The sequence below is a fragment of the Gilvimarinus chinensis DSM 19667 genome, from assembly GCF_000377745.1.
GTDB classification, from domain to species: Bacteria; Pseudomonadota; Gammaproteobacteria; order Pseudomonadales; family Cellvibrionaceae; genus Gilvimarinus; species Gilvimarinus chinensis.
On sequence record NZ_KB898706.1, the window covers coordinates 695,204 to 721,553 of the forward strand.

The following is a 26,350-nucleotide window of genomic DNA, read 5'->3' on the forward strand; positions in this document are numbered from 1 at the left end:
TATGAAATCATATAAACAAATCCAGCAATGTGCAGTCTACTTTTTAGGTGTTTCGGCCATACTCGCTGTCGCAACGTTTATCTTGCTCAGTCGTCCTATTCACGTACAAAAAGAAGCGCCTAATACGGCAGGTTCATTTTCTCCTGATGTCCTCAGCCGTATTCCTCAAGTTCAATACGAAAAGATTGTGGAGCGTCCTCTATTCTGGCAGGGGCGAACGCCTTACTCTGAGCCTGAAAAACCAGCTCCAAAACCAGAAAAAGTTAAGCGCAACACGAAGCTGGATGGTGCTCAAATACTAGGCGTGATGGCGGCAAAAGAGGCATCGAGTGTTGTGTTTAAAGTGGACGAGTCTGTGATTCGTTTACAGCTTAATGAATATTATGAGGGTTGGGAGCTGATTGAGGTAACCGACAAAAAAGTGGTTTTCATGCTCAAGCAGGGTAATGATGCCAATCAACCCCCCATTAAAGAAATTGAGGTTATGCAAAGAGAGCCTTTACCTAGAGAGTGGCTGGGTAAGCAAGGTCAGCTTTTGGAGAATTCATGAAAACGACTAATGTTGAAACTAGAGAGTTCTGGGGTAAGCCCTGGAAGTATGTTATCGGTGTGTTGGTGTTGTCGTGGGTGTCATCTTGCACGACAACCGCGGAAGTCCCTGATGATCCAATGAATGACGATACCGAGTCGCTACTTGAGCCATCTAGCGACTCACCGGCTTCATCTGAACCAGTCTTTGGTGCCCCAGATAATCAAAAAAGCGATGAGCCTGTTAAAGCTGACGCTGAAGTTTACAGTGGGACCGATCAAACCATTGCTATGCCTGGCACAAAAGCCATAACACCTTTGGCCGGAGACAAAGTCGCTTTGAACTTCGAAGCGGCTCCTTTGCTTGATGTCGTGCATGGCATTTTGGGTGATATTTTGGGGCAGGATTACCTGATTGAAGGCGAGGTTCCAGGTGTCGTTACCCTTCGTACGCAAGCTCCGGTTAGTCGTGATGAACTCCTTGAAATATTGGAAAGCATGTTGGCTGCGAATGGCGCTGCACTGATTCAACGAGCTGATGGCCGTTACCTCGTGACCGCGCGAAAAGGGTTTAATGCATCAAACCCCGCGTATAAAAATGGGAAAGTTTTGCAGCCAGGCTACAGCAATATTATCGTGCCGCTTGAGTACATTGGCGCTGCACAAATGGCCGAAATTTTGAGGCCGGTAGCTCCAGATACTGCGTTTGTCAGGGTCGATACCGTACGCAATATCCTTATACTCGGTGGAATGAGCTCTCAACTCGAAGGCTGGCTGGACATTGTTAAGACTTTTGATGTTGATTATCTGGCCGGGATGTCGGTTGGGGTCTTCCCTATCGAATATACCACCGTTGAAGAAATTGAGTCGGCCTTACAAACACTATTAGCCGGCTCAGGAGATGAAAAAAACAGTCCTCTTACTGGTCTGATTCGAATCGCGCCACTTGAATCCTTAGGAGCAATATTAGTTGTTACTCCCCGTAAAAACCTGCTTGCCCAGGTGCAGCAATGGATTGAAAGGCTCGATAAGTCGCCGGCACAAAGCGCAGACCCACAGTTATATGTTTACGCTGTGCAAAACGCAGAAGCGAGCCATTTGGCACAGCTGATAAGCAACGTGTTTGGAGGCAGCGGTGGATCAAGTGGAAGTAACAGTGGTGTGGCGCCGGGGTTAACTCCATCTAACTTATCATCCAACGGATCTGGTAACGATAGCTCGAATTCGTCGACAAAAAGGCGTTCGTCGGGCTCGGGAGCATCAAGCTTTTCATTAGGAGATGACGCTAGGATTGTTGCGGACGAGGTAAATAACACACTTTTAATTTATTCTACTGCCACCCAGTATAGAAAAATAGAAGGTGCATTAAAACGTCTTGACGTAATGCCCTCTCAGGTGCTTATTGAAGCCAGTATTATCGAAGTTAGTCTTGAAGATAGTCTGCGTTATGGATTGGAGTGGTATTTTGAAAATGAGTTTAGTGGGGGAGCCACTGGGCAAGGAAATGTGGGAATGAGTTTAGGTGATAATGGTGTTGTAGAGGCATCGTTACCGAATTTTGGGTATGTGTTTAGCGAGGCTATGGGGCAAGTTCAGGGTGTTCTAAGCGCTTTAGCGGAGAAAAACCTAATCAGGGTGCTCTCTACTCCATCATTAATGGTATTAGATAACCATTCGGCATCTATTCAAGTAGGCGATTCGACACCCTATAACTCTAGTACTACCAATGGAGATTATGGCTCGACTCAGAATGTTAACTATCGTGATACCGGGGTGCAGTTAGAAGTCAGGCCCTCTGTAAATGCAGGTGGTTTAGTGACTATGGAGTTACAGCAGTCTGTTACAGACGGGGGAACCGCGAGTGAAGTTGATGGTGCACCAAAATTCTTTGAGCGATCAATCAGTAGTAAGGTGGCTGTTCGTTCAGGAGAGTCTGTAGTGCTTGGAGGTTTGATTAACGATAGGAAGGACCGCACTAAAGCAGGGCTGCCATTTTTCAGTGATTTGCCTTTAATTGGATGGATGTTTGGCGGTACTAACATAGAGGAAGAGCGCCAAGAGTTGTTGGTCATAATTACTCCACATGTAATGAAAAGTGATCAGGATATGCGCGATGTGACAAAAGAGATGCGTAGGCGAATGAAAGGTTTGGAAGCCTTCCAGGAGTTAATTGATGATGAGAAGCTAGTTGATCCTTCGTTTTAAGGTAAAGATATGAAATTTCAAAATCTTACTTCTATTGTTTTTATGGTGTTATTAATTGGAGGCTGTGCAACTGTAAATAACCAGCCTGACGATCAGGTGGTAAAAAACCGCGCTCAGAAGTGGCTTGATGCGGTAACGGACGGTGATTTTGAGCGTGCTTATAAATTCGCCAGCCCAGGGTATAGAGATGGAGTTTCACTTACTCGATTTAAAGCTAAATATCTAGGTGCTCCGAATTGGCAAAATGCTAATGTAAAAAAAGTTACCTGTGAGGAAAGCAAGTGTCAGGTAGTGATTAGCTTTGAGTATACGTCTAATTTCTTTAAAGGTACCTTGCCTAGCCATAAGAACGACACTTGGATCTTAGTTGATAGCGAGTGGTGGCTCTATCCATAAAGAGTTGTGCGGCAGGCTGATTGTTGAGGCGGTTTTCTTTTTGTTTGGACATGAGTGCGCTGAAAAGCGGTCAGTTCGCTTTGCTGTAAACAGTAGGTGGGGATATGGGGGGTAAGTTACCCGTCACTGTCGTTATTCCGGTGTATCGTGGCTTAAGTCAGACGAAAGCCTGTTTAGACTCTGTTTTGCAAAGCAAAATAGGTGAGAGCGACGTGCTGCTGGTCAATGACGCCTCGCCCGAAAAGGAAATAACCGCTTATTGTGAGACGCTAAGTAAAAGAGAAACAGTTTCTGTCATTAAAAATAATAAGAATTTAGGTTTTGTGGGAACGGTTAACAAAGCTATGGAAGCTACCGGCAAGCGCGATCTGGTGCTTTTGAATAGTGATACCCGCGTTTCAGGAGATTGGTTGTCGAGGTTACAGACTGCTGCGTACCGCAAAGCTAATATTGGTACTGTCACCCCTTTTTCGAACAATGCCGAGATTTGTTCGTACCCACAGATCTGTTGTGTAAATAGTCTGCTGGAAGGGATGAATGAGGGTGAATTGCATGGGGTGGCGTCAAAGGTAAACGATGGATTGTATTTGCCTATACCAACGGCGGTTGGATTTTGTATGTATATTCGCCGAGCGTTGATTGATCAGGTTGGTCAATTTGATTCGACAGCTTTTGGAAAAGGGTATGGCGAGGAAAATGATTTTTGCCTTAGGGCTGAGGCTGCTGGGTGGCAGAATATCCTGGCTGCCGATTGCTTTGTATATCATGAGGGGGGGGTTAGCTTTAGCGAGCAAAAGCAGGCCTTGGTTGCTAATGCGGAAACGGTGATCGCGAATCGCTACCCTAGCTATTTTGATGATGTTAAAAAGTTTATTCAGCAAGACCCCATTCGTCCTTTTCGCGATAGAATAGATGCCGAAATTTTTCGTCGTAGTGATGAAGCAGCCTTAGCACTTTGGGCGCTACGAGCGCAAGAATACCTCTCCCGCTGTAATTAATTTGAGTACTAATGGACGTTAAAACGAATATCCCCACGGCGGCCGCTCAGGCCTTAGACTTTATACTGCGTTCAGAGCTTCCTACTGTTCTTGTTGTTACCCATGGGTGGGGTGGTGGGGTTCAGCAGCACATCCAGTGCTTGGCAGATATAAGCCATGTAAACTTTATTGTATTAAAAGGGATGGGTGGTGGTTCTGTTTCGATTGAATTAAAACCTGCTGAATCCAAAAGTGCTGTTATTGACGCTGGAGGCTTTGGCAAGAACACTTTGGAGGGGTGGCGCCTGTGGTTGTCGGCTGTGCCCGTTCAAAGAGTCCATTTGCATCATTTGCATGGCTGGCCGGTTGAAGTTCTCGAGTTGCTCCAAGTGTTGGGGCGGCCGCTTGATATTACCGTTCACGATGCTTATCTGACTTCCCGCTATTATCATAAGGATGTTACTGGCCCAAGTTGTTCTGACGTCGGATGGCCAGAAGTAGATGTGGCTCGACAGGAGCTTCTTCGCCCCATCGTTGAAATGGCTGAGCGTGTTGTGCTGCCTTCCGCCTTTCTCAAGGCAGATATAACCCAAGCTTTTCCGGCCGCTAACGTATGTGTCGTGCCACACCCTGAGCAAGTTCCAGCCTTAGCTAAAATATTCAAAGTAGTTGTTTTGGGAGCTTTATCTAAAGAAAAGGGGCTGGAGGTTGTTGAGCGGGTGGCTGAACTTGCTCTTCGTGAGGCAGTATCGTTAGAAATCGTATTGTTGGGATATCCGACCGTCCCTACTGAATCGAATATAACCGTTCGAGGTAACTACGATGCAGAAGAGTTACCGCGTTTGCTTGCCCTTGAAAAGGCAGATGTTATTTGGTTTCCAGCTCAGGTGCCAGAAACCTACAGCTTCACTTTAACCCATGCTATGGCATCGGGTTTACCGATTGTAAGTTCAAACATAGGGGCGCTGCAGGAGCGGTTAGAGACCTATGAGCGTCACTGTTTATTGAACGCCAATTCTCTGCCATTGGAGTGGTTGGATGCGTTGAAAACGGCTGCATCCTATCAGGATGCTGAAAACCGTTTTTTTGTGGATTCCCGCAGTGATTATCGAGATTGGTATCAGCAACCTTTAAGCGAAAAATCTGCAGAGCCTCTGGCCGATGTGATTGGCCTCCTGGATATTCTCCAGACTTTTCCAGCGCCTATGCCGCAAGCGGATAAGCCCATAAAATCGCTATTGCATTACGGCATTAAAACTCACCACTTTGGTGTGCTGCAGGAAGTCGCAAGACGTATGCAGGTTGTTCCCGATTCAGAAACAGAAGTGGCGGGTATGCAGCAGCTTCGAGATGCTGTGAGCAACCTTGATGACAAGACCGTTGCGCTTGATCAAGTGCAAGCTGAATTTTCGGCTTATGTGTCTGACGCTGAAGATGAACTTCGCTCCCTTAAATATGAGCTGGGGGTTGTTAAGGTCGCGGCAGATGAAACTATCGAGCGCTACGCTAAAAACCTGGATGCCGCGCAAGAGAATATCCAAGAATTACAGGAACAAGGTCATAATGCTCAAGAGTATATTGATCATTTAGAATCTGAGCTGAAACTGGCGCGGGAGCATGTTATACAGGCGATCAGTGAGCGAGATGCGTTGCTTGAGAGCTTCTCTTGGAAGGTAACTCGTCCTATCCGCGTGTTAAAGCGTTTTATGATTAAAGCTGTACACCTTTTAAAAGTACTGACTCGCCACGCTTTTCGCCCCGCGTCTTACCGTCGATTATTTTTATTGCTCAAGCAGGGCAGAATTAAAGACGCTGTTGGCATATTAGGTTATCAAACCCAGGGTGTATTGAAGCAGCAGAATAATTTAACGGATATCGCCAAAGAGACGGAGCAAAGAGTTCAGTACGCTCAGAAAGTTCTTGAGCCAGTTGAACAGTTATCACCCCTTACGCTCGAGACCTCAGAGCGACCTGAGGTCTCAATTGTAATACCTGTGTATGGTCAGCATCTGACGACCTATCAGTGCCTCAAAAGCATATCCGATAATCCCCCTTCTTTACCTTATGAAGTCATCGTGGCTGACGACTGTTCACCCGAGCCGGCGGCTCAGGCGTTAGACATGGTGAAAGGTATCAGGATTGTTCGCGGTGAAAGTAATCAAGGGTTTGTGGGGAATAGTAATGCCGGTGCTTTTGCTGCCCGCGGGCAGTGGGTCGTGCTGCTGAATAACGACACGATCGTAACTCCGGCTGCTTTCGACCGTTTAATCGATACATTCTCCGAGCATCAGAATGTGGGTTTAGTCGGAGCCAAGCTTTTAAATGCGGATGGCAGCTTGCAAGAGGCGGGTGGCATAATTTGGCGAGATGGCAGTGGTTGGAACTGGGGGCGGGGTGAGCGCGCCGACGATCCGAGATTTAATTATGTGCGCGATGTGGATTATTGCTCCGGTGCCGTACTCGCCTTCAAACGAGACTTATTTGTCGAGCTGAAAGGCTTTGATGAATACTACAAGCCGGCTTATTACGAAGATACCGATTTAGCTTTTCGAATTCGACAACGTGGCCTGAGGGTGGTTTATCAGCCAGCCGCTGAGGTTTTTCATCTGGAAGGCGTGAGTCATGGTACGGATGAAACGAGCGGCGTGAAAGCGTACCAGGTAACCAACGGCAAGAAGTTTTACGAGCGCTGGAAGGATGTTTTAGCCAGTCATAATGACAATGCGATTGAGCCTCAGAGCGAATGCCACAGAGCAACCAGGGGCAATGTCTTGGTTGTTGAAGCCTGCATGATCACACCTGACCAAGATTCAGGGTCTGTACGAATGCTGAATTTGCTGCAAATTCTGAAGGCGGAGGGGTATCACGTCACGTTCATTGCCGATAATTTGGAGTTCCGCGAAAAGGTGGTGCGCCAGTTAAACGCTATGGGAGTGGAAGTGCTTTATGGTGCCTGGGCAGGTTCTGTTCGACGGGTGTTGCGTAAGTTGGGACCGACATTGGACGCGATTTTTGTGAGTCGACACTATATTGCCTCCCAATACATTGCGCTTGCTCGCGCTGTAGCTCCTAAGGCGAAGTTCATCTTTGATACGGTTGACCTCCATTTTGTGCGTGAAGAGCGAGAGGCAGAGCTCAGTGGCGATCAGGCGTTGTTGCAACAATCGCGTGATACAAAGCGAAAAGAGCTGGGTTTAATTAAAGACAGCGATATTACCCTCGTTGTTTCGGAATTTGAAAAAACGTTGCTCGCCGATATTGCGCCGCAAGCGCGGGTCGAGATTGTGTCGAACATACACTCTCATACGCCAGAGCGTCCCGGCTATACCGAGCGCGAAGGAATTATTTTTGTCGGTGGCTTCCGGCACCCCCCTAATGTGGATGCTGTTGAATGGTATGTTGGCGAAGTGTTGCCGCATGTTAAGCAGATGTTGCCGGGAGTTAAGACCACCATTATTGGCAGTCAGATGCCCGACTCGATAAAGTCTTTAGGCAGTAATGAAAGCTTGAGAGTATTGGGCTTTGTTGAGGATATCGAGCCTGAATTAATGTCGGCCCGTGTTTCTATTGCCCCGCTTCGGTATGGTGCGGGTGTAAAGGGTAAAGTGAATGAGGCCATGAATTACGCTATCCCTGTCGTGGCGACTGCGTGCGCCGTTGAAGGGATGCACGCTGAGGATGGGGTGGATTGCCTTATTTCTGATGATCCCAAAACCTTTGCCAAAAATATTGCTCGGGTTTATAACGATGCAGAATTATGGAGTAAAATTTCTTTAGGTGGTATTAACAATCTAGAGTCCCATTTCTCTCCGGATGCCGCGAAACCAGCCGTGCGGCGAATTTTGTCGTAATATGCGCACACGGCATCGAGTTTAAGAATGTCTTTAGTCAGCATTGTAATGCCTGCGTTTAATTGTGAGTCTACTTTAGGTGAGGCAATAGAGTCAGTTCGCAGGCAATCCTTTGAAGACTGGGAGCTTATTGTTGTAGACGATGCTTCGGTAGATAGTACATTAGTGTTAGCGAAGGAGTTTGCTGCAAAAGATAAACGCATAACCGTGCTCTCCAATGCCGTCAATAGTGGCGGTGCGGTTGAGCCGCGTAATAAAGCCATTGCTCTGGCAACAGGTGATTTCATCGCTCTTTTGGATGCCGATGATATCTGGGGTGAAAATAAGCTGGAAAAGCAGCTGGCTTATATGCAAAGTACACAGCTAGACCTGTCCGGCACTTGGGTTGAGGTGTGTGACGAGCAGGGCTGTGTTATTGGTAAGCGTTGCCCTCCAGAACAAGTTACTTTTAGCTCCTTGCTGAAGCGTAATGTATTCGCTTGCTCCAGTGTGATGTGTGTTGCTGAGCTGCTAAAAAAAAATCCCTTCCCTAATTTGGGGCACGAAGACTACGCTCTGTGGTTATTGTTGTTGCGGGATAATGCGCAGGCAGGAATTTTACAAGAATCTCTCACTTATTACAGAAAACGAAGAGACTCTTTATCGGCAAATAAGCTGAAGGTGGTTCCTTTTTTCTGGCACATCTATCGCCAACAACTGAAATTTTCTGTGTTTTTTTCTGTGTTTTTTACTTGCCGCTATTTGCTTTTAGCCGCCGTGCGCGATTTAAAATAATCATTTCTGCAAGAACCATTTTGATTCTTGATTGTACGATGGTTGGCCAGGGACGTCGTGCCGGAGCTGAAAGGTTTTTGCCGTGCTCTCTTTTGATGAGCACTTCCTCTTCCAGGTGCGACATTTTCTTAACGGTGTTGCCAATCATTGCTATCCAGAGGTCGTGGGATTCAACATATTCTGGGATTGGAAGAACCATCTTTTTTAATGAGCGATCAAAGGCCATGGCGCAGCCATAATAGGGTCTACGGCCTAAAAGTATGCCCAGCAGATTTGAAAGGGTGTGGTTGCTCTGGGCAGCAAGCAGTATCTTCTGCTGTCTCTGAGGCGCAGTATCTTTAGTGGGCAGAATTTTAAAGTTACCCGCTACTACCTGACAATCATCTTTATCAAGTGCGCTACGCATCAGGTTCACTCTACCTGGAGGCCAGATGTCATCCTGGTCGGCCAAAAAAATGTATTTCCCGCGCGCTTCTGTTATTGCTTTGGCAAAGGTTTTTACGTGACCCAGTTGTCGATCGTTGTGGAAGAGGCGAATACGGTCATCAGCAAAGCTGCGAATGATGTTGACCGTGTCGTCTTGTGAGCAGTCGTCTACTACGACAAGCTCATCTTGCAATTGTAGCTGGTGCAAAATCGTATCGATTTGCTGCTGAATATAGTCGGCCCCGTTGTGGCTGGCCAGACAAACGCTGATCATGGTGAGGGCATAAACTCCACTAACGCTGTTTTTAACGAGCTTAACCAATGGGGTCTTTGAATGCAGAAATCTTTTTCCAGTTCACCGCAATCCAAAACACTGTAGTGCGGTCGTTTTGCTGGTGTGGGGAACTCTTCGCTGGGTATTGGGTGTACTTGGCAGGGGAGGTGGCGAGCTTCCATAATACAGAAGGCAAAGTCGTACCAGCTACACGCCCCGGCGTTTGAGTAATGGTAAATGGTGCCTTGTTTTTTCGCCAGTTGAGTTGATTGACTAATGTGAATGAGTGCAGCCGCCAAATCTCTGGCCCAGGTGGGGCTGCCAATTTGGTCAGCGACGACATTCAGGCGGTCTTTCTCTGACCCCAGTCGCAGCATGGTTCTGACAAAGTTATTCCCGTAAGCGCTGTAAACCCAGCTGGTGCGCACAATAATGCCTTTGGCTCCGCTCTTAATAAAGGCACGCTCGCCCGCCAGTTTGGTTTCGCCGTATTTTCCTTGCGGACTGGTTTTGTCTGTAGTCTTGTAAGGCTGAAAGTGGTATCCGTCAAACACGTAGTCAGTGGAAATGTGTATCAGGCTCGCATCGAGCGCTAGTGCAGCACGGGCTATTTCGGCAACGGCTTGATGGTTGATCACATCGGCCGTGGCACCCTCTTGCTCGGCTTTATCTACAGCGGTATAAGCGGCGCAGTTAATAATAATATCGGGTTTCTGCTTGATCAGTGTAGGAGCGATATTGGAAGTGTCGCTTAGATCTAACCGCTGACGATCAAAAAAAATCCACTGAATGTCATGCTCGCCACGAGACGCCAGATGTTGGAGTTCTTGGCCAACTTGTCCTGCGGCGCCCAATACTAATATCTGCATAGTGCTACTCGTACAGGTTTTGCTCGTAACGAAAAAGCGAATCCGGTTCGGTGGTAAGTTTTTCGCTGAGTGTGCTCAATGTTTTGTCTTTTTCTGATGTTTGGATTTCGTTTGAATCAATGCCCCAGTCTATGGCCAGTTGGCGATCGGCAAAGTGAATGCCGTTATCATGTTCGGGGGCGTACAGGTTATCGACTTTATAGGCAAAGATCGCTGTCTCGCTCAACACCACAAACCCGTGGGCGAAGCCACGAGGCACGAACAATTGATGTTTATTGTCGCTGCTCAGTCGTGCTGCTACATGTTGGCCAAAGGTTGGGCTGCCAACGCGAATATCCACGGCAACATCAAGTACTTCGCCCTGAATAACCCGAACCAGCTTGCTTTGCGCGTAGGGTGCACGCTGGTAATGGAGGCCGCGCAAAACGCCGCGAGCGGAAAACGATTCGTTATCCTGAATAAAGTTGACCGGATAACCGGTTGCGGCTTCAAAGAGGTCTTGGCGAAAAGACTCAAAAAAGTAGCCACGTGAATCACCAAACACCTTGGGCTCGACAAGCAAGACTTCGGGAATCGAGAGCGGTGTTATTTTCACAGAGCGCGCTCCTCTTCTGCACGGCGCAGCAAGTATTGTCCGTACTGGTTTTTGGCTAAAGGCGCGGCCAGGCTTTGTAGTTGCTCGCGGCTGATGTATCCGAGTTCGTAAGCGATTTCCTCAATACACGCTACTTTTAAGCCCTGGCGCTTTTCAATGGTTTCAATAAATTGCGCTGCTTCCAGCAGGCTTTCGTGGGTGCCTGTATCTAACCAGGCGTAACCGCGCCCCATCAGCTCTACTTTAAGGCGGCTGTCGTCCAGGTACATTTGGTTGATGCTGGTAATCTCAAGTTCGCCGCGCTTGGAAGGTTTTACCTGCTGCGCCTTTTTTACGACGTCGTTAGGGTAAAAGTACAAACCTGTTACCGCGTAATGAGACTTAGGCTTTTCGGGTTTTTCTTCGATGCTGATGGCGTTGCCGTTGCGATCGAACTCCACTACGCCATACCGTTCCGGGTCGTGAACGTGATAGCCAAATACGGTTGCCTGGTCTTGATCGGCATTGGCTACGGCACTTTGCAAGGTTTCTGAGAGGTGGTGGCCGTAGTAAATGTTATCGCCCAGCACCAGGCAAACGGAATCGTCGCCAATAAATTGCTCCCCCAGTATAAAGGCCTGAGCCAAGCCATCGGGTGACGGCTGGGCGATGTATTCAAACGTAAGGCCCAGATGTTGTCCGTCTCCGAGCAGGCGTTGGAAACTGCTTTGGTCTTCAGGGGTGGTGATAATTAAAATATCCTGAATTCCCGCCAGCATTAATATAGACAGCGGGTAGTAAATCATCGGCTTGTCATAAACGGGAATCAGCTGTTTGGAGACCCCTTGGGTTATGGGATATAAGCGTGTGCCGCTGCCGCCAGCGAGTATGATGCCTTTCATGAATCTAACCCTATGCGTTCCAGTTGGTAGTGGCCGCTGAGTACATTGCTCCACCAGTGTTGGTTATCGAGGTACCACTGCACGGTTTTACGCAGACCTGTTTCGAAGGTTTCCTGGGGACGCCAGCCGAGTTCTTTATCGATTTTCGATGCGTCGATGGCGTAGCGCAAGTCGTGGCCCGGACGATCTTTGACAAACGTAATCAGGTCCTTGTAGCGGGCTATGCTGCTTGGTTTTTGCTCGCTGGCCAATTCTTCGAGGAGGTCGCACAGCAGGTGCACAACGTCAATGTTGCGTTTCTCGTTGTGGCCGCCGATGTTGTAGGTTTCGCCAATTTCTCCTTCCAGCAGTACCTTTACCAATGCGCGAGCGTGATCTTCGACATACAGCCAGTCGCGGATTTGATTGCCGTCTCCGTAAATCGGTAAGGGTTTACCCGCAAGCGCACTGAGTATCATGTGTGGGATAAACTTTTCCGGGAAGTGATACGGGCCGTAGTTGTTGGAGCAGTTGGTCACCACGGTGGGTAGCTTGTATGTGCGCTGCCAGGCTCTTACCAAGTGGTCAGAACTGGCTTTGCTGGCCGAATAGGGTGAGCTGGGGGCGTACGATGTGGTTTCGGTGAACAGGTCGTCGGTGCCTTCCAGGTCTCCGTAGACTTCATCGGTGGAAACGTGATGGAAGCGAAAGCGTGCTTTAGCATCATCGGGCAGCCCATCAAAATAACGCCGTGATTGCTCCAGCAAGGTATAGGTGCCAATAATATTGGTTTGAATAAATTCGCCAGCGTTGGTGATGGAGCGGTCCACATGGCTTTCGGCCGCCAAGTGCATAATCGCATCGGGTTGATGCTTGGCAAACACACCTGCAATGGCAATAGCATCACAGATGTCCACCTGCTCAAACTGGTAGCGGTCGCTATCGGATACCTCCGTCAGCGACTCTAGGTTGCCAGCGTAGGTGAGCTTATCCAGGTTGATGACGCGATGGTCGGTGTGGTTGATAAGGTATCTGATGACGGCAGATCCGATAAAACCTGCGCCTCCGGTAACAATAATATTCATTGCGTTCGCGGTTATCCGTTAAAGGTTTCCATTCTGGCCGAGCGTGGTTGCAAGGGCGACATCATACCTTATGGCCCCGACTCAGAGTAGTAACAAGATGTTCACCGTGTCCCAGGCCTTGAATTTCCGGCCGTCAGCGCCTAGCATTTCGCTCTTGCTCGCCATAGGCTCTGCCATGCTGTTGATGATCGACAACTATGATTCTTTCACCTATAACCTGGTCCATTACTTTGAAGAGCTGGGGGCCGAGGTCGAGGTGCGTCGAAACGACTGCCTGGGCCTGGATGAAATAGCTCAGTTGGGCCCGCAAGCCATGGTGATTTCTCCGGGGCCGGGACGGCCTGCAGAGGCGGGTATCTGCGTGCAGGCGATCAGGGCGTTTTCTGGTAAAATTCCCATTCTTGGTGTTTGTCTTGGGCATCAATGCATTGCCGAGGCTTTTGGTGGTTCAGTGGTTCAAGCCCATCAGGTAATGCACGGCAAAACATGCCAGCTACAGCATGGCGGTGCTGGTGTGTTCAAAGGCCTGGATAACCCGCTCACGGTTACACGCTATCACTCGTTGGTGGTTGATGAATCCTCTTTACCGGCTGATTTTGAAGTGACGAGCTGGAGTGTTAACCAGATAGGGGCGCGTGAGGTAATGGGGTTTCGCCACCGTGAATATATCCTTGAGGGTGTTCAGTTTCACCCAGAGTCGATAAAAACCGAACAGGGCCACGAGCTCTTACAGAACTTCTTACAACAATCCGGCAGTCAGCAGAGGGGCTAATCCGTGGACATAAAGCAAGCGTTAGCGCAAATCGTGGCTCAGGTGGATTTGTCGACTGATGAAATGATACAGGTTATGCGTCAAGTCATGACCGGTGAGGCAACTTCGGCCCAGATAGGTGCGCTGCTAATGGGGTTGCGTATGAAAGGTGAGACCCTTGACGAAATTACTGGCGCCGCGACAGTTATGCGTGAATTGGCAAGCCGAGTTGAAATAAACGCTGAGAACTTGGTCGATACCTGTGGCACCGGCGGTGATGGCGCTAATTTGTTTAATGTCTCTACCGCCAGTGCTTTTGTGGTGGCGGCAGCCGGGGGCAGTGTTGCCAAGCACGGTAATCGCTCGGTATCCAGCTCTACCGGAAGCGCTGATCTGCTGGAGGCGGCAGGTGTAAACCTTAATTTAACTGCTGAGCAAGTGGCTCGCAGCGTTGAAGAGCTGGGAGTGGGGTTTATGTTTGCCCCAGCTCATCACAGAGCAATGAAGCACGCCATCGGCCCCCGCAAAGAGCTGGGCCTGCGCACCATCTTTAACATGTTGGGGCCTATGACAAACCCCGCCAATGTTAAGCGCCAGGTAATAGGTGTGTTCAGCGATAAGCTATGCCGTCCTATGGCCGAGGTGCTAAGTAGACTTGGTAGCGAGCACGTTCTGGTGGTACACGCCGCCGATGGTCTGGATGAAATATCCCTCGCCCGTGAAACCCATGTGGCCGAGTTAAAAGCTGGCGAAGTGCGTGAATATCAAATCAAGCCCGAAGACTTTAACATCAGTAGCCAAAGTTTAATTGGGCTTGCGGTGGAGAGCGCCGAGCAATCTTTAGCTTTAATCCAAAATGCGTTGGCGCGTAAACCCGATGCCGTAGGGCAGAAAGCCGCTGACATTATTGCACTGAATGCAGGCGCTGCCATTTACGTAAGCGGAATCGCAGACTCTCTTGTAGAGGGTGTATCGATGGCCCAGGATGCCATAGGGTCTGGTTTGGCCGGTGAAAAGCTTAACGAATTAGCAGCGTTTACGCAGTGCTTTGCTTAATAAATCAACTGAATTGAAAATGTTATGTCGGACACTCCTACGATTTTAAAGAACATTATCGCCCGTAAATGGGAAGAAATTGCCGAGCGAAAGACACTGGTTAGTGCCTCAGAGCTTGAAAAAAAAGCGGCATTGCAACCTGAGACCCGGGGGTTTGTACATGCATTAGAGGCAAAAGTGGCTGCGGGTGAGGCAGCGGTTATTGCTGAAATTAAAAAGGCATCTCCCAGCAAGGGGGTTATTCGTGAAGACTTTGTTCCCGCAGAGCTTGCGCAAAGCTATGAGCGTGGTGGGGCTGCCTGTTTATCGGTGTTAACCGACAAAGATTTCTTTCAAGGATGTGATACCTACTTACAGCAAGCTCGTGCGGCAGTAACCCTGCCGGTTATACGCAAAGATTTTCTGGTGGACGAGTACCAACTGCTTGAGGCTCGTGCCATGGGGGCTGATTGTGTGTTGCTGATTGTTGCCGCATTGACGGCGCAGAGGCTCACAGAGTTGAATCAATTTGCTCTCGATTTAGGTTTAGATGTTTTGGTTGAAGTGCACGATAAAGCAGAGCTGGATATTGCTTTAACGTTACCGAATAAATTAATAGGGATTAATAATCGCAATCTGCATACCTTTGAAGTCAGTTTAGAGACCACCTTCCAGCTTCTGCCTCATATCGATAAGGAGCGGTTAGTTGTGACAGAAAGTGGTATTTTATCGCCTTCTGATGTGGCTTTAATGCGTCAGGCCGATGTCAATGCCTTCTTGGTGGGTGAGGCTTTTATGCGTCAGGCTGATCCTGGTAAAAGTTTGCAAGAGTTTTTTTCCGAGTAATTCAGTAATTCGACCCCTGCGTTAAGATTGATGCTGGCTTTATAGGCGGAATTGCTCCAGTTGGTGGCTAAGGCGGTGAGTGGCGTGGCGAATTTGTCGAGAGCTGTCTAGTGCCCCTTGCGCCGTATTTTTGGCATTAATGGACAGCTCTTCCACCTGGCTTACGTACTGTAAAATAAGGCCGCTGGCTTCGACGTGCTCTGCCATAGCCTGCCCAATATGCGATACGATGTCCTCGACCACTTTGGTTTCTTCACGAATGGATTCTACCGTGGCTCCTCCTTGTTTGGTTTGCTCAATGCCTTGTTGTAATTCTTTTACCATCGTGTCCATTTGACTTTTGCTGTCACGGCTGCTGTATTGAACCGCATTGATTGAGCTTGAAATCTCTTCGGTGGCTTGAGTGGTACGCGACGCCAGTTGACGCACTTCATCAGCCACCACGGCAAAGCCGCGACCTTGTTCACCAGCGCGGGCAGCTTCAATCGCGGCATTAAGCGCGAGTAAATTGGTTTGTTCTGCCACCGCCGTGATGACAGATACCACCGCAGAAATACTGTCGATTTTTGCGGCCAGTTCATCAATGCTTTGCTGTGTTGAGGCGACTGTCTGATCAATATCGGTGAAGCGAGCAACAGCACTGGCAATGGCTAGGCGGCCTGACTCTGAAGTTTGTGAGGCCGCGTGGGTTTGGCTGCGAGCTTTCTCCGCTTCGCTCATTGCCTGCATGGTCTGTTGGTTAAACTCTTCAGCCACGCTGGCAATTTTTGTTGTTGCTTCGCTTTGCTCTTCAGCCATTGTGCTGCTGGCCTGGGCTTTGCCCACCATGTCATCGCTAATGCCATTTAAGGTTTGTGCGGCAGAGGTCATGGTCGCCATCATTTCACGTAGGCCGTGGCGCATTTTCAACACTGAAGCGTAAATGCTGTCCTCTGGAGCGAGATGAACTGGATCATTTTCACTCAAGTCGCCTCCGGCCACTTTACGCACCAGCTGCAAAACTTCATTCAACTCGCCGCCTAACCCTTTTTGGATACCGCTAACAGCCAGGTGAACAGGAATAACTATCAGTAAAATAATGACCAGGCAGATCAGCAATTGATTACTAGCGCTAGCCCAGAAACGTTGATTCACCTCGTTAAAACCAATACCTGTTCCCACAATCCAACCCCAGCGGGGGGTGCGTTGAGCAATGGACAGCTTCTCTTCTACAGATCCATCGGCTTGACGTTGCGACCAAGGGTATTGGGCCAGCCCGCCGTTGGCCTGCTCAAGGGCTTGTAACATGATATGTCCGACACTGTTACTGTCGGCGTCTTTAAATTCGTGAAAGCTGGTGTTGTGCAGTTCGGGGTCGAGAGGGGCGGCGATAAAATCGAGGTTTTGATCGGCTACGTAAACGTATTCTGAGTCGTGATAGATATTTTGACGAAGTAATGCTGTGGCAGTTTCCTGGGCTTGCAGGTCGGTGATGGCACCGCTGGCCGCGAGTCGTTCCATCTCGGTGACCGTAGAATAGGTGCTTGCGAGCAGCTGTTTTACCCGCGCTTCGTTATCGAGGCTGGTAGCTTGGCGTAATGTCCATAACCCTACGCTAACAATGATCAGTAAGCCTGCTAATATCAGGCCGGATAAAACCCACATTTTACAGCGCAGTGTCATGCCAGCCTCTCTTTTTTAGTGCTCGATGTAGTAGACAGTTTCGTCAAGGTAAACAAATGGTGGACAACGTTGTCAATATATTGTGGCGCAATATTCCTCTTGCGTTTAAGACGTAGAAAAGACTTAGGTGTTTGGCTATATAGAAGATTTTAAATTGGTGCAATTTACAGAGTGTGCGCCCCCATTTTGTGCGCTGGTGGCGTAAAGTTTTATTGAGGCTTGTTTGGCAACGGCTAATTTAGGTGGTAATAAGCGTTCTTTCGTGTATTCTGACAACGTTGTCTGTTTGCTCGGGCTTGGGGTCAGGCTTAGATTTCGTGTAAGTAAATGATAAAGAGGAAAATAACAATGAAGCGACTGATTGCATGGCTGGCGGTAGCTGGCTGTTCTGTGGCGCAGGCGGCTGAATGGTCTCAGACCCAGCTGGCGACGTTTACCGATTCGGCCGAACTGACGTTTGCCGTAGTCTCTAATTTCAATGAGCAGGGTAAGCAGATGCAGCTTACCTTGGACAACCAGTCAGAGCTGAGTATGCCCGCGTCAGGTTGGGCGGTTTACTTTCACTCGGTGAGAAAAATTGCGCCGCTGGTGGATCAGCCCGTACAAATTGAGCATGTTCAGGGAGATTTACACCGCCTGGTTCCTACCGAGAATTTTGCAGGGCTCAAGCCTGGCGCTGCGCTCAACGTTCTTTATCAACCTTCCGCGCACATGGTGAGTTACACCGATTTTATGCCGCGTTCGTTTATGGTGGCGGATGGGTTAAACGCTGAGGTTTTTGCCAATACCGATACGGAAGATATGACCGCGTTTGTGGCACCTATTGTTAAGCCTGAACAGCAGTTGCGAAATCCGCAAGATAACTACCAGATTGCCACAGCGCAAAGCCGCTATCATCAAAATGCCGATCTGGCGACGATTGATAAAGACGCGGTTACACGGCGTATTATTCCAGCCCCGGTTTCCATGCAGACCCATCGCGGAGAGGCACTGCTGAGTGCTGAGTGGCAACTGCGTTACGCTGGAAGTTTAAAAACAGAGGCGGAGTATTTAAACACTCGCTTGCAAGAGTTGTATGGCTTTACCTTGCCGTTGCAGGCTGATCATGTTCCTTCGCAAGGCCCTACAATCTTTCTTCGTGCTACCGGGCAGGGTGAAAAAAAGCTGCCAGTACCAGAGGCGGCAGAATCTTATGTCGTTAAAATTGACGATGACCGTATTGTGATTGATGGTCGAGATGCTGCAGGTGCCTTTTATGGTGTGCAAAGTTTGCTGGCGCTGGCTCACAAAACAGACAAAGGGGTAAGCGTTAAAAACGCCAGCATCAGCGATAGCCCACGCGCTGGGTGGCGCGGTATGCATTACGATATGGGGCGCAACTTTCATGGCCAAGAGGTGACCCTGCGGCTTATTGAGCAGATGGGGCGTTATAAGCTCAATAAGTTGCACATGCACTTAACCGAAGATGAAGGTTGGCGTTTAGAGATTCCGGGGTTGCCCGAGCTGACCGAAGTAGGGGCTAACCGCTGTTTTGATTTAGAAGAAACCCAATGTTTGTTGACCCAGCTAGGCACTGGACCTGACTCCAGTGGCTCAGGTAACGGTTTTTACAGTAAAGCAGACTTTGTTGAAATCTTACGCTATGCCGCTGCCCGTCATATCGAGGTTATCCCTGAAATTGATATGCCGGGACACGCTCGGGCGGCCGTAAAGGCGATGGACGCCCGCTACACTAAGCTCATACAGGCAGGGGATGAGGCCGGTGCAAAAGAGTATTTGCTGGCTGACCCCGAGGATGCGTCTGAGTATCTTACCGTACAGAACTACACCGATAACTCCATTAATGTCTGCCTGGAATCCACCTATCGGTTTGTCGATAAGGTGATCTACGAGCTGCAACAAATGTATCGCGAAGCGGGCCTGAAACTGTCCACCTTTCACATGGGGGGCGATGAAGTGGGTAAGGGTTCCTGGAGTGCCTCGCCTGTTTGTCAGCAGCTGTTTGCCCGCGAACTGGGGGTGGCCGGGCCCGCCGATTTAAAGCCTTACTTTGTCAGTCGTGTTTCTGAGCTGGCCAGTGAACGAGGTTTGGATTTAGCTGGCTGGGAAGACGGTTTGATGTATGACCCCACTAACACCTTTAATCGTAAGCAGTTTGTGAACGACCATGTGATCGCCAATGCCTGGGATAATATTTGGGAGTGGGGTGTGGCCGACCGGGCTTATCGCCTGGCCAATAACGGCTACCAGGTGGTTTTATCACACGCCACACATTTGTATTTTGATCACCCACATGAGGCGCATCCGCAGGAGCGTGGCTATTACTGGGCTGCGCGTTATACCGACATCGGCAAAGTGTTTAACTACCTGCCTGATGACATGTATGCCAACGCAGACTTTACCCGTAACGGTGATGCCATTGAAAACCTTGAAGCCTTGGTGGGACGTCCGCTGCCGCCATTGCAAAAACCTGAGAACATACTGGGCATTCAGGGGCAGGTATGGAGCGAGACAATCCGCACCGCAGTTCAGTTGGAGCAAATGATTTACCCGAGAATGATCGTCATGGCGGAGCGTGCCTGGCATAAAGCGCCGTGGGAGGCAACGCGCTCGCAGCAGCAACGCCAAGCCGACTACCAGGGGTTTTCCAGCGCGCTGTTTGGCCGCGAAATTCCCCGTCTGCAAGCGCAGGGGGCGGCGCTGTATATTCCCCCGCCTGGTGCTCTTGTAAAAAATGGCTTGGTACAACTTAATAGCTCTTATCCAGAATCCGAGCTTGAATACAGCGTGGATGGTGAGAGCTGGCAGCTTTACCAGCGGCCGTTCAAGCTGGAGGGTGAGGATCTTTATATCAGAGCGCGGTTAGGTGAGCTAAGTAGTCGCGCAGAGCAAGTAACACTTCATCATTAAGTAGACGTTTGTTTTACCTTTCAAGCCCGGTCAGGTTTTCTGATCGGGCTTTTTTATGTGCGCGACCTCTTTTTTCTGTGTCTTTTTGTGGTGCAATAATTAAACAAGCTTGTGCTTTTTGTTGGTGCGGTTAATCGACGCGTAAATTTTTTTGCATCCTTTAAATGCGATTTTTTTGAGGCGGAAGTTTTTTTAAAAAATCGCTTTAAAACCGTTTGACAACGTTGTCATTTAAGCCGTAAAACAATAGCCACTCCCTGAAAAAGCCCAAGGGTTATTTGTTTACTGCATCGTGCGTTGCAGCAGTGCGCAAAAACTAACAAGAGGCGAGGGGGACTCAAGTCGGTTGTGGTGCAAAGCAGCAATCACAGACTGTTAACACAACGGCCTGATCGACTTTCCTAAAAGCTTAGATGTGAGGATGTGGTTATGAAAATGGGTCATCGTGGTTTCCAAAAGAAAATGCTGGCATCCAGTATTGCCAGTTGTTTATTGCTGCCGGTAATGGCACAGGCTCAGGAAACCGAGCAATTATTTGAAGAAGTGGTGGTAACCGGTATTCGCGGTTCGCTTGAGTCCTCCTTGGACATGAAGCGCGATGCCAGCTCCGTGGTGGATGCTATTACCGCTGAAGATATTGGTAAATTTCCCGATAAAAACGTCGCCGAATCTTTGGCGCGCATTCCCGGTATTACCATTGATCGTGACTTTGGTGAAGGCCAGGGCGTTACCATTCGTGGCGTGGCTCCAGACCAAAACATTACTCTGCTTAACGGCCAGGCAGTGGGTACCAGTAACTGGTTTGTACTGTCTAACCCAACTCGTAACTTCAATTACGAAATTCTTGCCTCGGAAATGATTGCTGGGGTTGAGGTGTATAAGTCGGCGCAGGCCGACATTGATGAAGGTGGCCTGGGGGGGACTGTTATTCTGCGCACCCGCAAGCCGCTTGATTTGGATGCAAACACTTTTCACGCCAGTATAGAAGGTCAGTACAGCTCAAACGGTGAGAATTTCGACCCGGCCGCGTCAGCTATGTACAGCTGGAAAAACGATGCGGACAGCTTCGGTGTGATGGTTTCGTTGTCGCAGCAAAATCGTTCAGTATTCCGTGAAGGGATGGAAGACTTTGGGTACTTCGGACCCTCAGTGGCACGTGTAGAAGGTTTGATGGAAGGCCCGACGTTGGCCGACGGTACCAACGATGATAAAGGTGCAATTCCTTGGGGGATGGGTTCGGCGTTATTTGAACAGGACCGCAAACGTACCGGTATCGATATTACGGCACAGTTTGCCCCTTCTGATAACCTTGATATGTCATTGCATTACCTGTCATCGGAAATGGAAGCGGATAACGTTAACTCTAATCTGATTGGTATTCCATTTCGCGGCGTTGCTTATTTAGGCACTGACACCGACATGGGTAATACCAACGAGCAGGGCATTACCGACGAGCTGTACGTTCGTGGTGGTGAAAACCACGAGGCGGCGAGCTGGTCTCGCTTTCTGGCGTACGACAATATTTACCGCGATGGCTCAGAAATGAGTACCGAGGTGATCGACTTTGAAGGGACCTATTACAATGGCCCGCACCAGTTGCATTGGCAAGTGGGGCAAACAACCGGTGAAGGCACCAACCGCGATTTCTTTACCGAATTTTGGGGTGCCCCTACCGACGAGCGTACCGGCTTTGATTTTTATAACCCCGGCGGCCAGACTCCGTACATAGATTTTACCAGCTACAACGAATGGTTGAGCAACCCTACCGACGAACTTTGGCTGGGCGGCGCTTTTGATCAAATTAACACCGCTGAAGATCAAGAAAACTATGCGCAGTTGGATTACGACTTAGAAGTTGATCTTGGTGCGGTGAACATGTTGAGCTTCGGTGCAAAAGTTCGCGACCGCTCCTTCTCGCAAATGCGTTTTCAGACCAATCTCGCCAACTTCAACCCTACCGGTGAAGGTAGTCTGGGGCCAGCCGGCGACTTCTGGACCGGTGACATGATTACCGTTGATCATTCTGCAACTGCAGGCCGCGGTAGCCAAACCTACTTCATGCCCGACCGTGAGTTGATGTACAACGCCTTCTATGCAGTTGACCCTTGTGCAACAGATACCACAGTGTTGTGCCGCGTGGATGATCAAATTCAAAACTTGGCGTCTTTCGAAGTTGAAGAAGATATTACCGCGCTTTACGCCATGGCAACTTTTGAAAGTGATGGTATTCGCGGTAACGTTGGTTTGCGTTACGTTGAAACAGATCAGTTGGCTTACGGCTACAATGCAGACGGTTCGGCTCAGGATGCCTACGAGTCTGATTACGCCGAGTTTTTGCCCAGCTTGAACGTAGCCTACGATTTGACCGAAGAAGTCGTGCTGCGTTTTGCCGCAGGCCGTGCCCTGACCCGTCCAGCACCTTTCCAGTTGGCACCTTCGTTTAACCTTACGCCAGAGACGGGCCGAGGTACCGCGGGTAACCCGAATCTAAAACCTCTGGTGGCGGATCAGTACGAAATGGGCATCGAGTGGTATTTTGCTGATGCGTCTAACTTGAGTGCGACGGCGTTTAAAAAAGACATTACCAACTTTGTCTTTAACCAAACCGTAAGCGCTGAAATTGATGGTGTGCAGTATAACCAGTTACAGCGTCCGGAAAACGGTGGTGCGTCGAATATTGACGGTGTTGAGGTGCAATTTACCCATACCTTTGATTCTGGTTTTGGTTTGTTGGCTAACTACACCTACACCGATGTCAGCCCTGCAGAAGTTCAAAATGCTGTGCCCGTTCTCGACGATGAAGGAAACATCACTGGTGCAACGCTTGAAACCAGCACAGTTCGCTTCCCCAATGCCTCGAAAGACACTTACAACCTGGGTGCGTTCTACGAGAATGATGTTATCAGTGCGCGGATGAACTACAGCTATCGTTCAGAATACTTTATGGCACAAACTGAAATTGGTAACCAGATGCGCGATGAGCAAGTACAGCTGGACGCTCAAATCTCATACTATGTTACCGATAATTTGAGCCTGAAGCTTGAGGCGCTCAATCTCACCGATGAAGTCATAGAGAACTACTACATCAGAGCAACCGATGGTGCTCGTTTAGGTGGAACCTCGTTCTCTAATGGTCAGCGCATTTTTGTTGGTGCGAGCTACAAGTTCTAAAGCCCGTTGGCTTTTCTCACCTTGGCTGGCCCTCGGGCCAGCCCTTTTTCTCGGTGAATTGATATGATTAACAACTCTCTCAATGGTCTTAACCTGATCATTGTTGGTGGCGGTACTGCTGGCTGGATGGCTGCAAATTTAATTAAACATCATTGCCCCGATGCTGAAGTTACTTTGATAGAGTCAGACAAAGTTGCCCCAATTGGAGTGGGTGAGGGCTCAACGCCTTATTTAAAACAGTTTTTTAACACACTGGGGGTTGAAGACTCTGTCTGGATGCCCGAGTGTGATGCGACCTATAAAGCTGGAATCCGTTTTCCAGGATGGTCTGAAGTTTCAGGCTTTGAAAGTTATTTTCACCCGTTTTTTTCTGAATTAGATATTCCTACCGCCGAACCCTTCTTTGAATTTAGTAAAAAAGCCTTGCGAGGGGTTGGCCAGCCAGTACACCCAGACGATTATTTTGTGAATCAGCCCTTGGCTGCGTTGGGGCTGGCACCGGTTGCGAAAGATCCGTCGTTGAATATCGACTACGGATATCATTTTGATGCAGTAAAGCTCGGCCAGTTTTTAAAACGTAATGCACAAAATCTCGGCGTTAAATGTGTCATTGATCATGTGGATAAGGTTTTTCTGAACGATAAGGACGGAGCTATAAAGGCTTTGCAAACGCGCACCAGTGGTTTGATGCGGGCAAATATGTTTGTCGATTGCACAGGCTTTAGTGGGCTTTTAAGTCAGCAAACGTATGCTTTAACGTTTAAAAGCTACGCGGATTACCTCTTTAATGATCGCGCCGTTACCGTTATGACAAAAGCGGATTCAACTCTTCAGGCTCAGACAACATCCACCGCCCTGAAAAATGGCTGGGCCTGGAAAATTCCGTTACAAAGCCGCACAGGTAACGGCTATGTTTATAGCTCGAAGTACTGTTCAAACGATCAGGCCGAGCACGAATTGTTGAGTTTTTTAGGGGCTGAAAAACAAGGGGCCAATGTTCGTCATTTGTCGATGAAGGTGGGCCGTTTGAGCGAGCATTGGCACAAAAACTGTCTTAGTGTCGGTTTGTCTCAGGGGTTTATTGAACCGCTGGAAGCTACCGCGCTTATGCTGGTGCAATACACCGTTGATACCTTTATACGCTCTTTTGATTCAGCAAAACCTGTACTGGAAAATAACCAGCAGCAGGTGAATGACAAGGTTAATTGCTTAACCGACGGTGTGTTGGATTATATTTGTGCGCACTATCGCATGAACAGTCGCAGCGATACGGCGTATTGGCGCGATTGCCGTGATGCACCTGTGCCACCAACACTGGCGATATTAATTGAGGCATGGCGCAAAGGCGAAGACTTTGATGCGGTTTTGCAGCATCAGCATAATGAATTAGCGTATTTGCGCCCCTCCTGGTACGTGTTGTTGGCCGGCATGGGGTGTTTTAAGTCAAGCAACTGCCATCGTCAGTTCGATCAGATTGCAGCTGCAAAATGTAAGGCGAAAGCACAACACGCCTTCCCTGATCAGCGAACGTTATTGAAGGCGTACTCCGAACGTGTAAAAGCAAAGGCCAAATCGTGAACCCTGCTCGTATCGTTATTGTTGGTGGCGGTTCTGCGGGATGGATGTGCGCCTGTTTACTGGCGCACCGCTGGAAAGCTAAAAATGTCGCTGTGACGGTGGTGGAATCCCAGGTCATCGGTACCGTGGGGGTTGGCGAGGGCTCTACCCCTTTTCTGCGTGATTTTTTTGCGGAACTTGGTATTGCCGAAAACGTATGGATGCCCGCCTGTAACGCCACCTATAAGTGTGGAATTCGTTTTGATGGCTGGTCTGAAAGGGCAGGCTTTAACAGCTACTTTCACCCATTTAATACGGAGTTAGACCACTCTGGCGCCGTACAGTTTTTTAAAGATTGCTACGCACGGCGTATGGGCTATGACCTGTCCCCTGTGCCGGATGATTATTTTGCCTCCAGCGCCATTGCAAAAGAGGGGCGAACACCGTTTGCGCGAATTTCTGACGGCTCTGAAAAGCCACTCACAGATTACGGCTATCATTTTGATTCACAGTTGCTGGGTGAATTTCTTAAAAAGCACGCACAAGCATTGGGGGTTGCTCATGTTGATGACACAGTCGTTGACGTCGAACGAGGGGATACGGGCGATATCATTACCTTGCAGCTGGAGCGCGAAGGGCGAGTAGGCGGCGACCTTTTTATCGACTGTTCAGGGTTTAAGTCGGTGCTCATGCGCGAAGCTTTACGGGTGCCCTTTATCAGTTGTCGTGATCGCTTAGTCAATAATGCGGCCATAGCGCTGCCCTCCAGTCATACTCCGAGTAACGAGGTCAATTGCGCTTCTGACAAGCACAGCGATAACCGATGGCGCTATCCGACCGAAACTTTGGCGGAGGCTAAGCCCAATGGATGGATGTGGCGTATTCCTCTCACTGAGCGTTGGGGGAACGGCTATGTGTTTAACAGCGACGATACGTCGTTTGATGAAATAGAGCGCCAACTGCGCACTCAATTGGGCAGTGATTCAGACGCTTTTTCTGCACGCAGGTTGAGTTGGCAACCTGGGCGGCTTCAGCGTCACTGGGAAAAAAACTGCGTTGCCATTGGTTTGTCACAGGGTTTTTTAGAGCCTTTAGAGGCGCCGATGTTGCGAATTATTCAATTCAGTTGTGAGCGGTTTATTGAGCTCTATGAACAAGAGGGTGCCACTGCCACTGCCACGGCGCGCGACGAGTTCAACCACTCGGTCAATCGACTTATTGACGGTAATATCGATTATTTACAGGCACATTATTTGGTCAGTGCCCGCACCGATACCAACTACTGGCGAGTAGCTCGTACGAATGACCATGTCTCCCCAGTACTGCGATGCTTGTTGCTCGCCTGGAGGGGGCAGGATAGCTTTGATGCGGCGTTAAACGAGGTAAAGGATGCTTTGGTTTATCACAAAACGTCCTGGTACTGTCTGTTGGCCGGTAAAGGTGAGTTTGGCAAGGCTTTTCGGCATACCCCAGCAATGGCATATCATCCCCAGTGTCGATTCAAGGAGCATAACGCGCGTTTGGCTCGCCAGTGCACACTGGCGATAGCGGGCTGAGCTTTCGAGTCTGCGTGATACA

At 49.0% G+C, this 26,350-nt stretch carries 19 protein-coding genes; 13 read left to right on the forward strand and 6 right to left on the reverse strand.

Annotated features, from left to right (window positions below):
- Position 1 precedes the first annotated feature (1 nt).
- From D568_RS0103240 to D568_RS0103265, 6 genes are all read left to right on the forward strand, one after another.
- A complete protein-coding gene (locus tag D568_RS0103240) occupies positions 2-550 on the forward strand; it encodes a hypothetical protein (protein ID WP_020208135.1) in 549 nt (182 codons plus the stop codon).
- Complete coding sequence (gene gspD, locus D568_RS19070) at positions 547-2,733, forward strand: type II secretion system secretin GspD (protein ID WP_020208136.1); 2,187 nt, start codon at positions 547-549, stop codon at positions 2,731-2,733. The genes D568_RS0103240 and gspD overlap by 4 nt, the downstream gene beginning before the upstream one ends.
- Before the next feature lie 9 nt (positions 2,734-2,742).
- Positions 2,743-3,129, forward strand: a complete 387-nt coding sequence (locus D568_RS0103250; RefSeq protein WP_020208137.1) for a hypothetical protein — start codon at positions 2,743-2,745, stop codon at positions 3,127-3,129.
- A 104-nt stretch (positions 3,130-3,233) separates the two neighbouring features.
- Complete coding sequence (locus D568_RS0103255) at positions 3,234-4,127, forward strand: glycosyltransferase family 2 protein (protein ID WP_020208138.1); 894 nt, start codon at positions 3,234-3,236, stop codon at positions 4,125-4,127.
- Positions 4,128-4,138: 11 nt separating this feature from the next.
- A complete protein-coding gene (locus tag D568_RS20910) occupies positions 4,139-7,957 on the forward strand; it encodes a glycosyltransferase (RefSeq protein ID WP_020208139.1) in 3,819 nt (1,272 codons plus the stop codon).
- Positions 7,958-7,984: 27 nt separating this feature from the next.
- Positions 7,985-8,731, forward strand: coding sequence for a glycosyltransferase family 2 protein (locus tag D568_RS0103265; RefSeq protein WP_020208140.1), 747 nt, complete (start codon positions 7,985-7,987; stop codon positions 8,729-8,731).
- Here D568_RS0103265 and D568_RS0103270 read toward each other — a convergent pair.
- From D568_RS0103270 to rfbB, 5 genes are read right to left on the reverse strand one after another with little or no spacing between them, the layout of a single operon-like run.
- Positions 8,685-9,431: a glycosyltransferase gene (locus tag D568_RS0103270; protein ID WP_020208141.1), complete on the reverse strand. Its 747-nt coding sequence runs from the start codon at positions 9,429-9,431 to the stop codon at positions 8,685-8,687. The genes D568_RS0103265 and D568_RS0103270 overlap by 47 nt on opposite strands.
- Positions 9,428-10,300 (reverse strand): dTDP-4-dehydrorhamnose reductase, encoded by an 873-nt coding sequence (gene rfbD / locus D568_RS0103275; RefSeq protein WP_020208142.1) that lies wholly within the window; start codon positions 10,298-10,300, stop codon positions 9,428-9,430. The genes D568_RS0103270 and rfbD overlap by 4 nt, the downstream gene beginning before the upstream one ends.
- Before the next feature lie 4 nt (positions 10,301-10,304).
- On the reverse strand, positions 10,305-10,895 hold the full coding sequence (gene rfbC, locus D568_RS0103280) for a dTDP-4-dehydrorhamnose 3,5-epimerase (protein WP_020208143.1): 591 nt from the start codon (positions 10,893-10,895) through the stop codon (positions 10,305-10,307).
- Positions 10,892-11,776, reverse strand: a complete 885-nt coding sequence (gene rfbA / locus D568_RS0103285) for a glucose-1-phosphate thymidylyltransferase RfbA (RefSeq protein WP_020208144.1) — start codon at positions 11,774-11,776, stop codon at positions 10,892-10,894. Before rfbA ends, rfbC begins: the two co-directional genes overlap by 4 nt.
- A complete protein-coding gene (gene rfbB, locus D568_RS0103290) occupies positions 11,773-12,840 on the reverse strand; it encodes a dTDP-glucose 4,6-dehydratase (protein WP_020208145.1) in 1,068 nt (355 codons plus the stop codon). Before rfbB ends, rfbA begins: the two co-directional genes overlap by 4 nt.
- Before the next feature lie 175 nt (positions 12,841-13,015).
- Between rfbB and D568_RS0103300 the strand changes: the two genes are divergently transcribed.
- Genes D568_RS0103300 through trpC form a run of 3 tightly spaced genes read left to right on the forward strand, consistent with a single transcriptional unit; the run spans position 13,016 to position 15,472 of the window.
- Positions 13,016-13,612 carry an anthranilate synthase component II gene (locus D568_RS0103300; protein WP_020208147.1) on the forward strand — a complete coding sequence of 199 codons (597 nt, stop codon included), beginning with the start codon at positions 13,016-13,018 and terminating at the stop codon, positions 13,610-13,612.
- Between the two features lie 3 nt (positions 13,613-13,615).
- Entirely contained in the window at positions 13,616-14,647 is a 1,032-nt protein-coding gene (gene trpD / locus D568_RS0103305; RefSeq protein ID WP_020208148.1) for an anthranilate phosphoribosyltransferase, read from the forward strand.
- Positions 14,648-14,671: 24 nt separating this feature from the next.
- Positions 14,672-15,472, forward strand: a complete 801-nt coding sequence (gene trpC / locus D568_RS0103310; RefSeq protein ID WP_020208149.1) for an indole-3-glycerol phosphate synthase TrpC — start codon at positions 14,672-14,674, stop codon at positions 15,470-15,472.
- Positions 15,473-15,511: 39 nt separating this feature from the next.
- On the opposite strand, the gene D568_RS0103315 is transcribed toward trpC, so the two are convergent.
- The gene (locus D568_RS0103315) at positions 15,512-17,134 is read right to left on the reverse strand and encodes a methyl-accepting chemotaxis protein (RefSeq protein ID WP_020208150.1); all 1,623 of its coding nucleotides are present in this window, start codon (positions 17,132-17,134) and stop codon (positions 15,512-15,514) included.
- Between the two features lie 348 nt (positions 17,135-17,482).
- Between D568_RS0103315 and D568_RS0103320 the strand changes: the two genes are divergently transcribed.
- From D568_RS0103320 to D568_RS19080, 4 genes are all read left to right on the forward strand, one after another.
- Positions 17,483-20,044, forward strand: a complete 2,562-nt coding sequence (locus D568_RS0103320) for a family 20 glycosylhydrolase (RefSeq protein ID WP_020208151.1) — start codon at positions 17,483-17,485, stop codon at positions 20,042-20,044.
- A gap of 429 nt (positions 20,045-20,473) precedes the next feature.
- A complete protein-coding gene (locus tag D568_RS0103330) occupies positions 20,474-23,215 on the forward strand; it encodes a TonB-dependent receptor (RefSeq protein WP_020208153.1) in 2,742 nt (913 codons plus the stop codon).
- Positions 23,216-23,278: 63 nt separating this feature from the next.
- Complete coding sequence (locus tag D568_RS19075; RefSeq protein ID WP_020208154.1) at positions 23,279-24,793, forward strand: tryptophan halogenase family protein; 1,515 nt, start codon at positions 23,279-23,281, stop codon at positions 24,791-24,793.
- Entirely contained in the window at positions 24,790-26,328 is a 1,539-nt protein-coding gene (locus D568_RS19080; protein ID WP_020208155.1) for a tryptophan halogenase family protein, read from the forward strand. The genes D568_RS19075 and D568_RS19080 overlap by 4 nt, the downstream gene beginning before the upstream one ends.
- Positions 26,329-26,350: the final 22 nt, after the last annotated feature.

What these genes read in the sequence shown, in the direction of transcription:
- D568_RS0103240 (WP_020208135.1), top strand. Translation starts at nt 2, where the DNA reads ATGAAATCATATAAACAAATCCAGCAATGTGCAGTCTACTTTTTAGGT.
- gspD (WP_020208136.1), top strand. Translation starts at nt 547, where the DNA reads ATGAAAACGACTAATGTTGAAACTAGAGAGTTCTGGGGTAAGCCCTGG.
- D568_RS0103250 (WP_020208137.1), top strand. Translation starts at nt 2,743, where the DNA reads ATGAAATTTCAAAATCTTACTTCTATTGTTTTTATGGTGTTATTAATT.
- D568_RS0103255 (WP_020208138.1), top strand. Translation starts at nt 3,234, where the DNA reads ATGGGGGGTAAGTTACCCGTCACTGTCGTTATTCCGGTGTATCGTGGC.
- D568_RS20910 (WP_020208139.1), top strand. Translation starts at nt 4,139, where the DNA reads ATGGACGTTAAAACGAATATCCCCACGGCGGCCGCTCAGGCCTTAGAC.
- D568_RS0103265 (WP_020208140.1), top strand. Translation starts at nt 7,985, where the DNA reads ATGTCTTTAGTCAGCATTGTAATGCCTGCGTTTAATTGTGAGTCTACT.
- D568_RS0103270 (WP_020208141.1), bottom strand. Translation starts at nt 9,431, where the DNA reads ATGATCAGCGTTTGTCTGGCCAGCCACAACGGGGCCGACTATATTCAG.
- rfbD (WP_020208142.1), bottom strand. Translation starts at nt 10,300, where the DNA reads ATGCAGATATTAGTATTGGGCGCCGCAGGACAAGTTGGCCAAGAACTC.
- rfbA (WP_020208144.1), bottom strand. Translation starts at nt 11,776, where the DNA reads ATGAAAGGCATCATACTCGCTGGCGGCAGCGGCACACGCTTATATCCC.
- rfbB (WP_020208145.1), bottom strand. Translation starts at nt 12,840, where the DNA reads ATGAATATTATTGTTACCGGAGGCGCAGGTTTTATCGGATCTGCCGTC.
- D568_RS0103300 (WP_020208147.1), top strand. Translation starts at nt 13,016, where the DNA reads ATGCTGTTGATGATCGACAACTATGATTCTTTCACCTATAACCTGGTC.
- trpC (WP_020208149.1), top strand. Translation starts at nt 14,672, where the DNA reads ATGTCGGACACTCCTACGATTTTAAAGAACATTATCGCCCGTAAATGG.
- D568_RS0103315 (WP_020208150.1), bottom strand. Translation starts at nt 17,134, where the DNA reads ATGACACTGCGCTGTAAAATGTGGGTTTTATCCGGCCTGATATTAGCA.
- D568_RS0103320 (WP_020208151.1), top strand. Translation starts at nt 17,483, where the DNA reads ATGAAGCGACTGATTGCATGGCTGGCGGTAGCTGGCTGTTCTGTGGCG.
- D568_RS0103330 (WP_020208153.1), top strand. Translation starts at nt 20,474, where the DNA reads ATGAAAATGGGTCATCGTGGTTTCCAAAAGAAAATGCTGGCATCCAGT.
- D568_RS19075 (WP_020208154.1), top strand. Translation starts at nt 23,279, where the DNA reads ATGATTAACAACTCTCTCAATGGTCTTAACCTGATCATTGTTGGTGGC.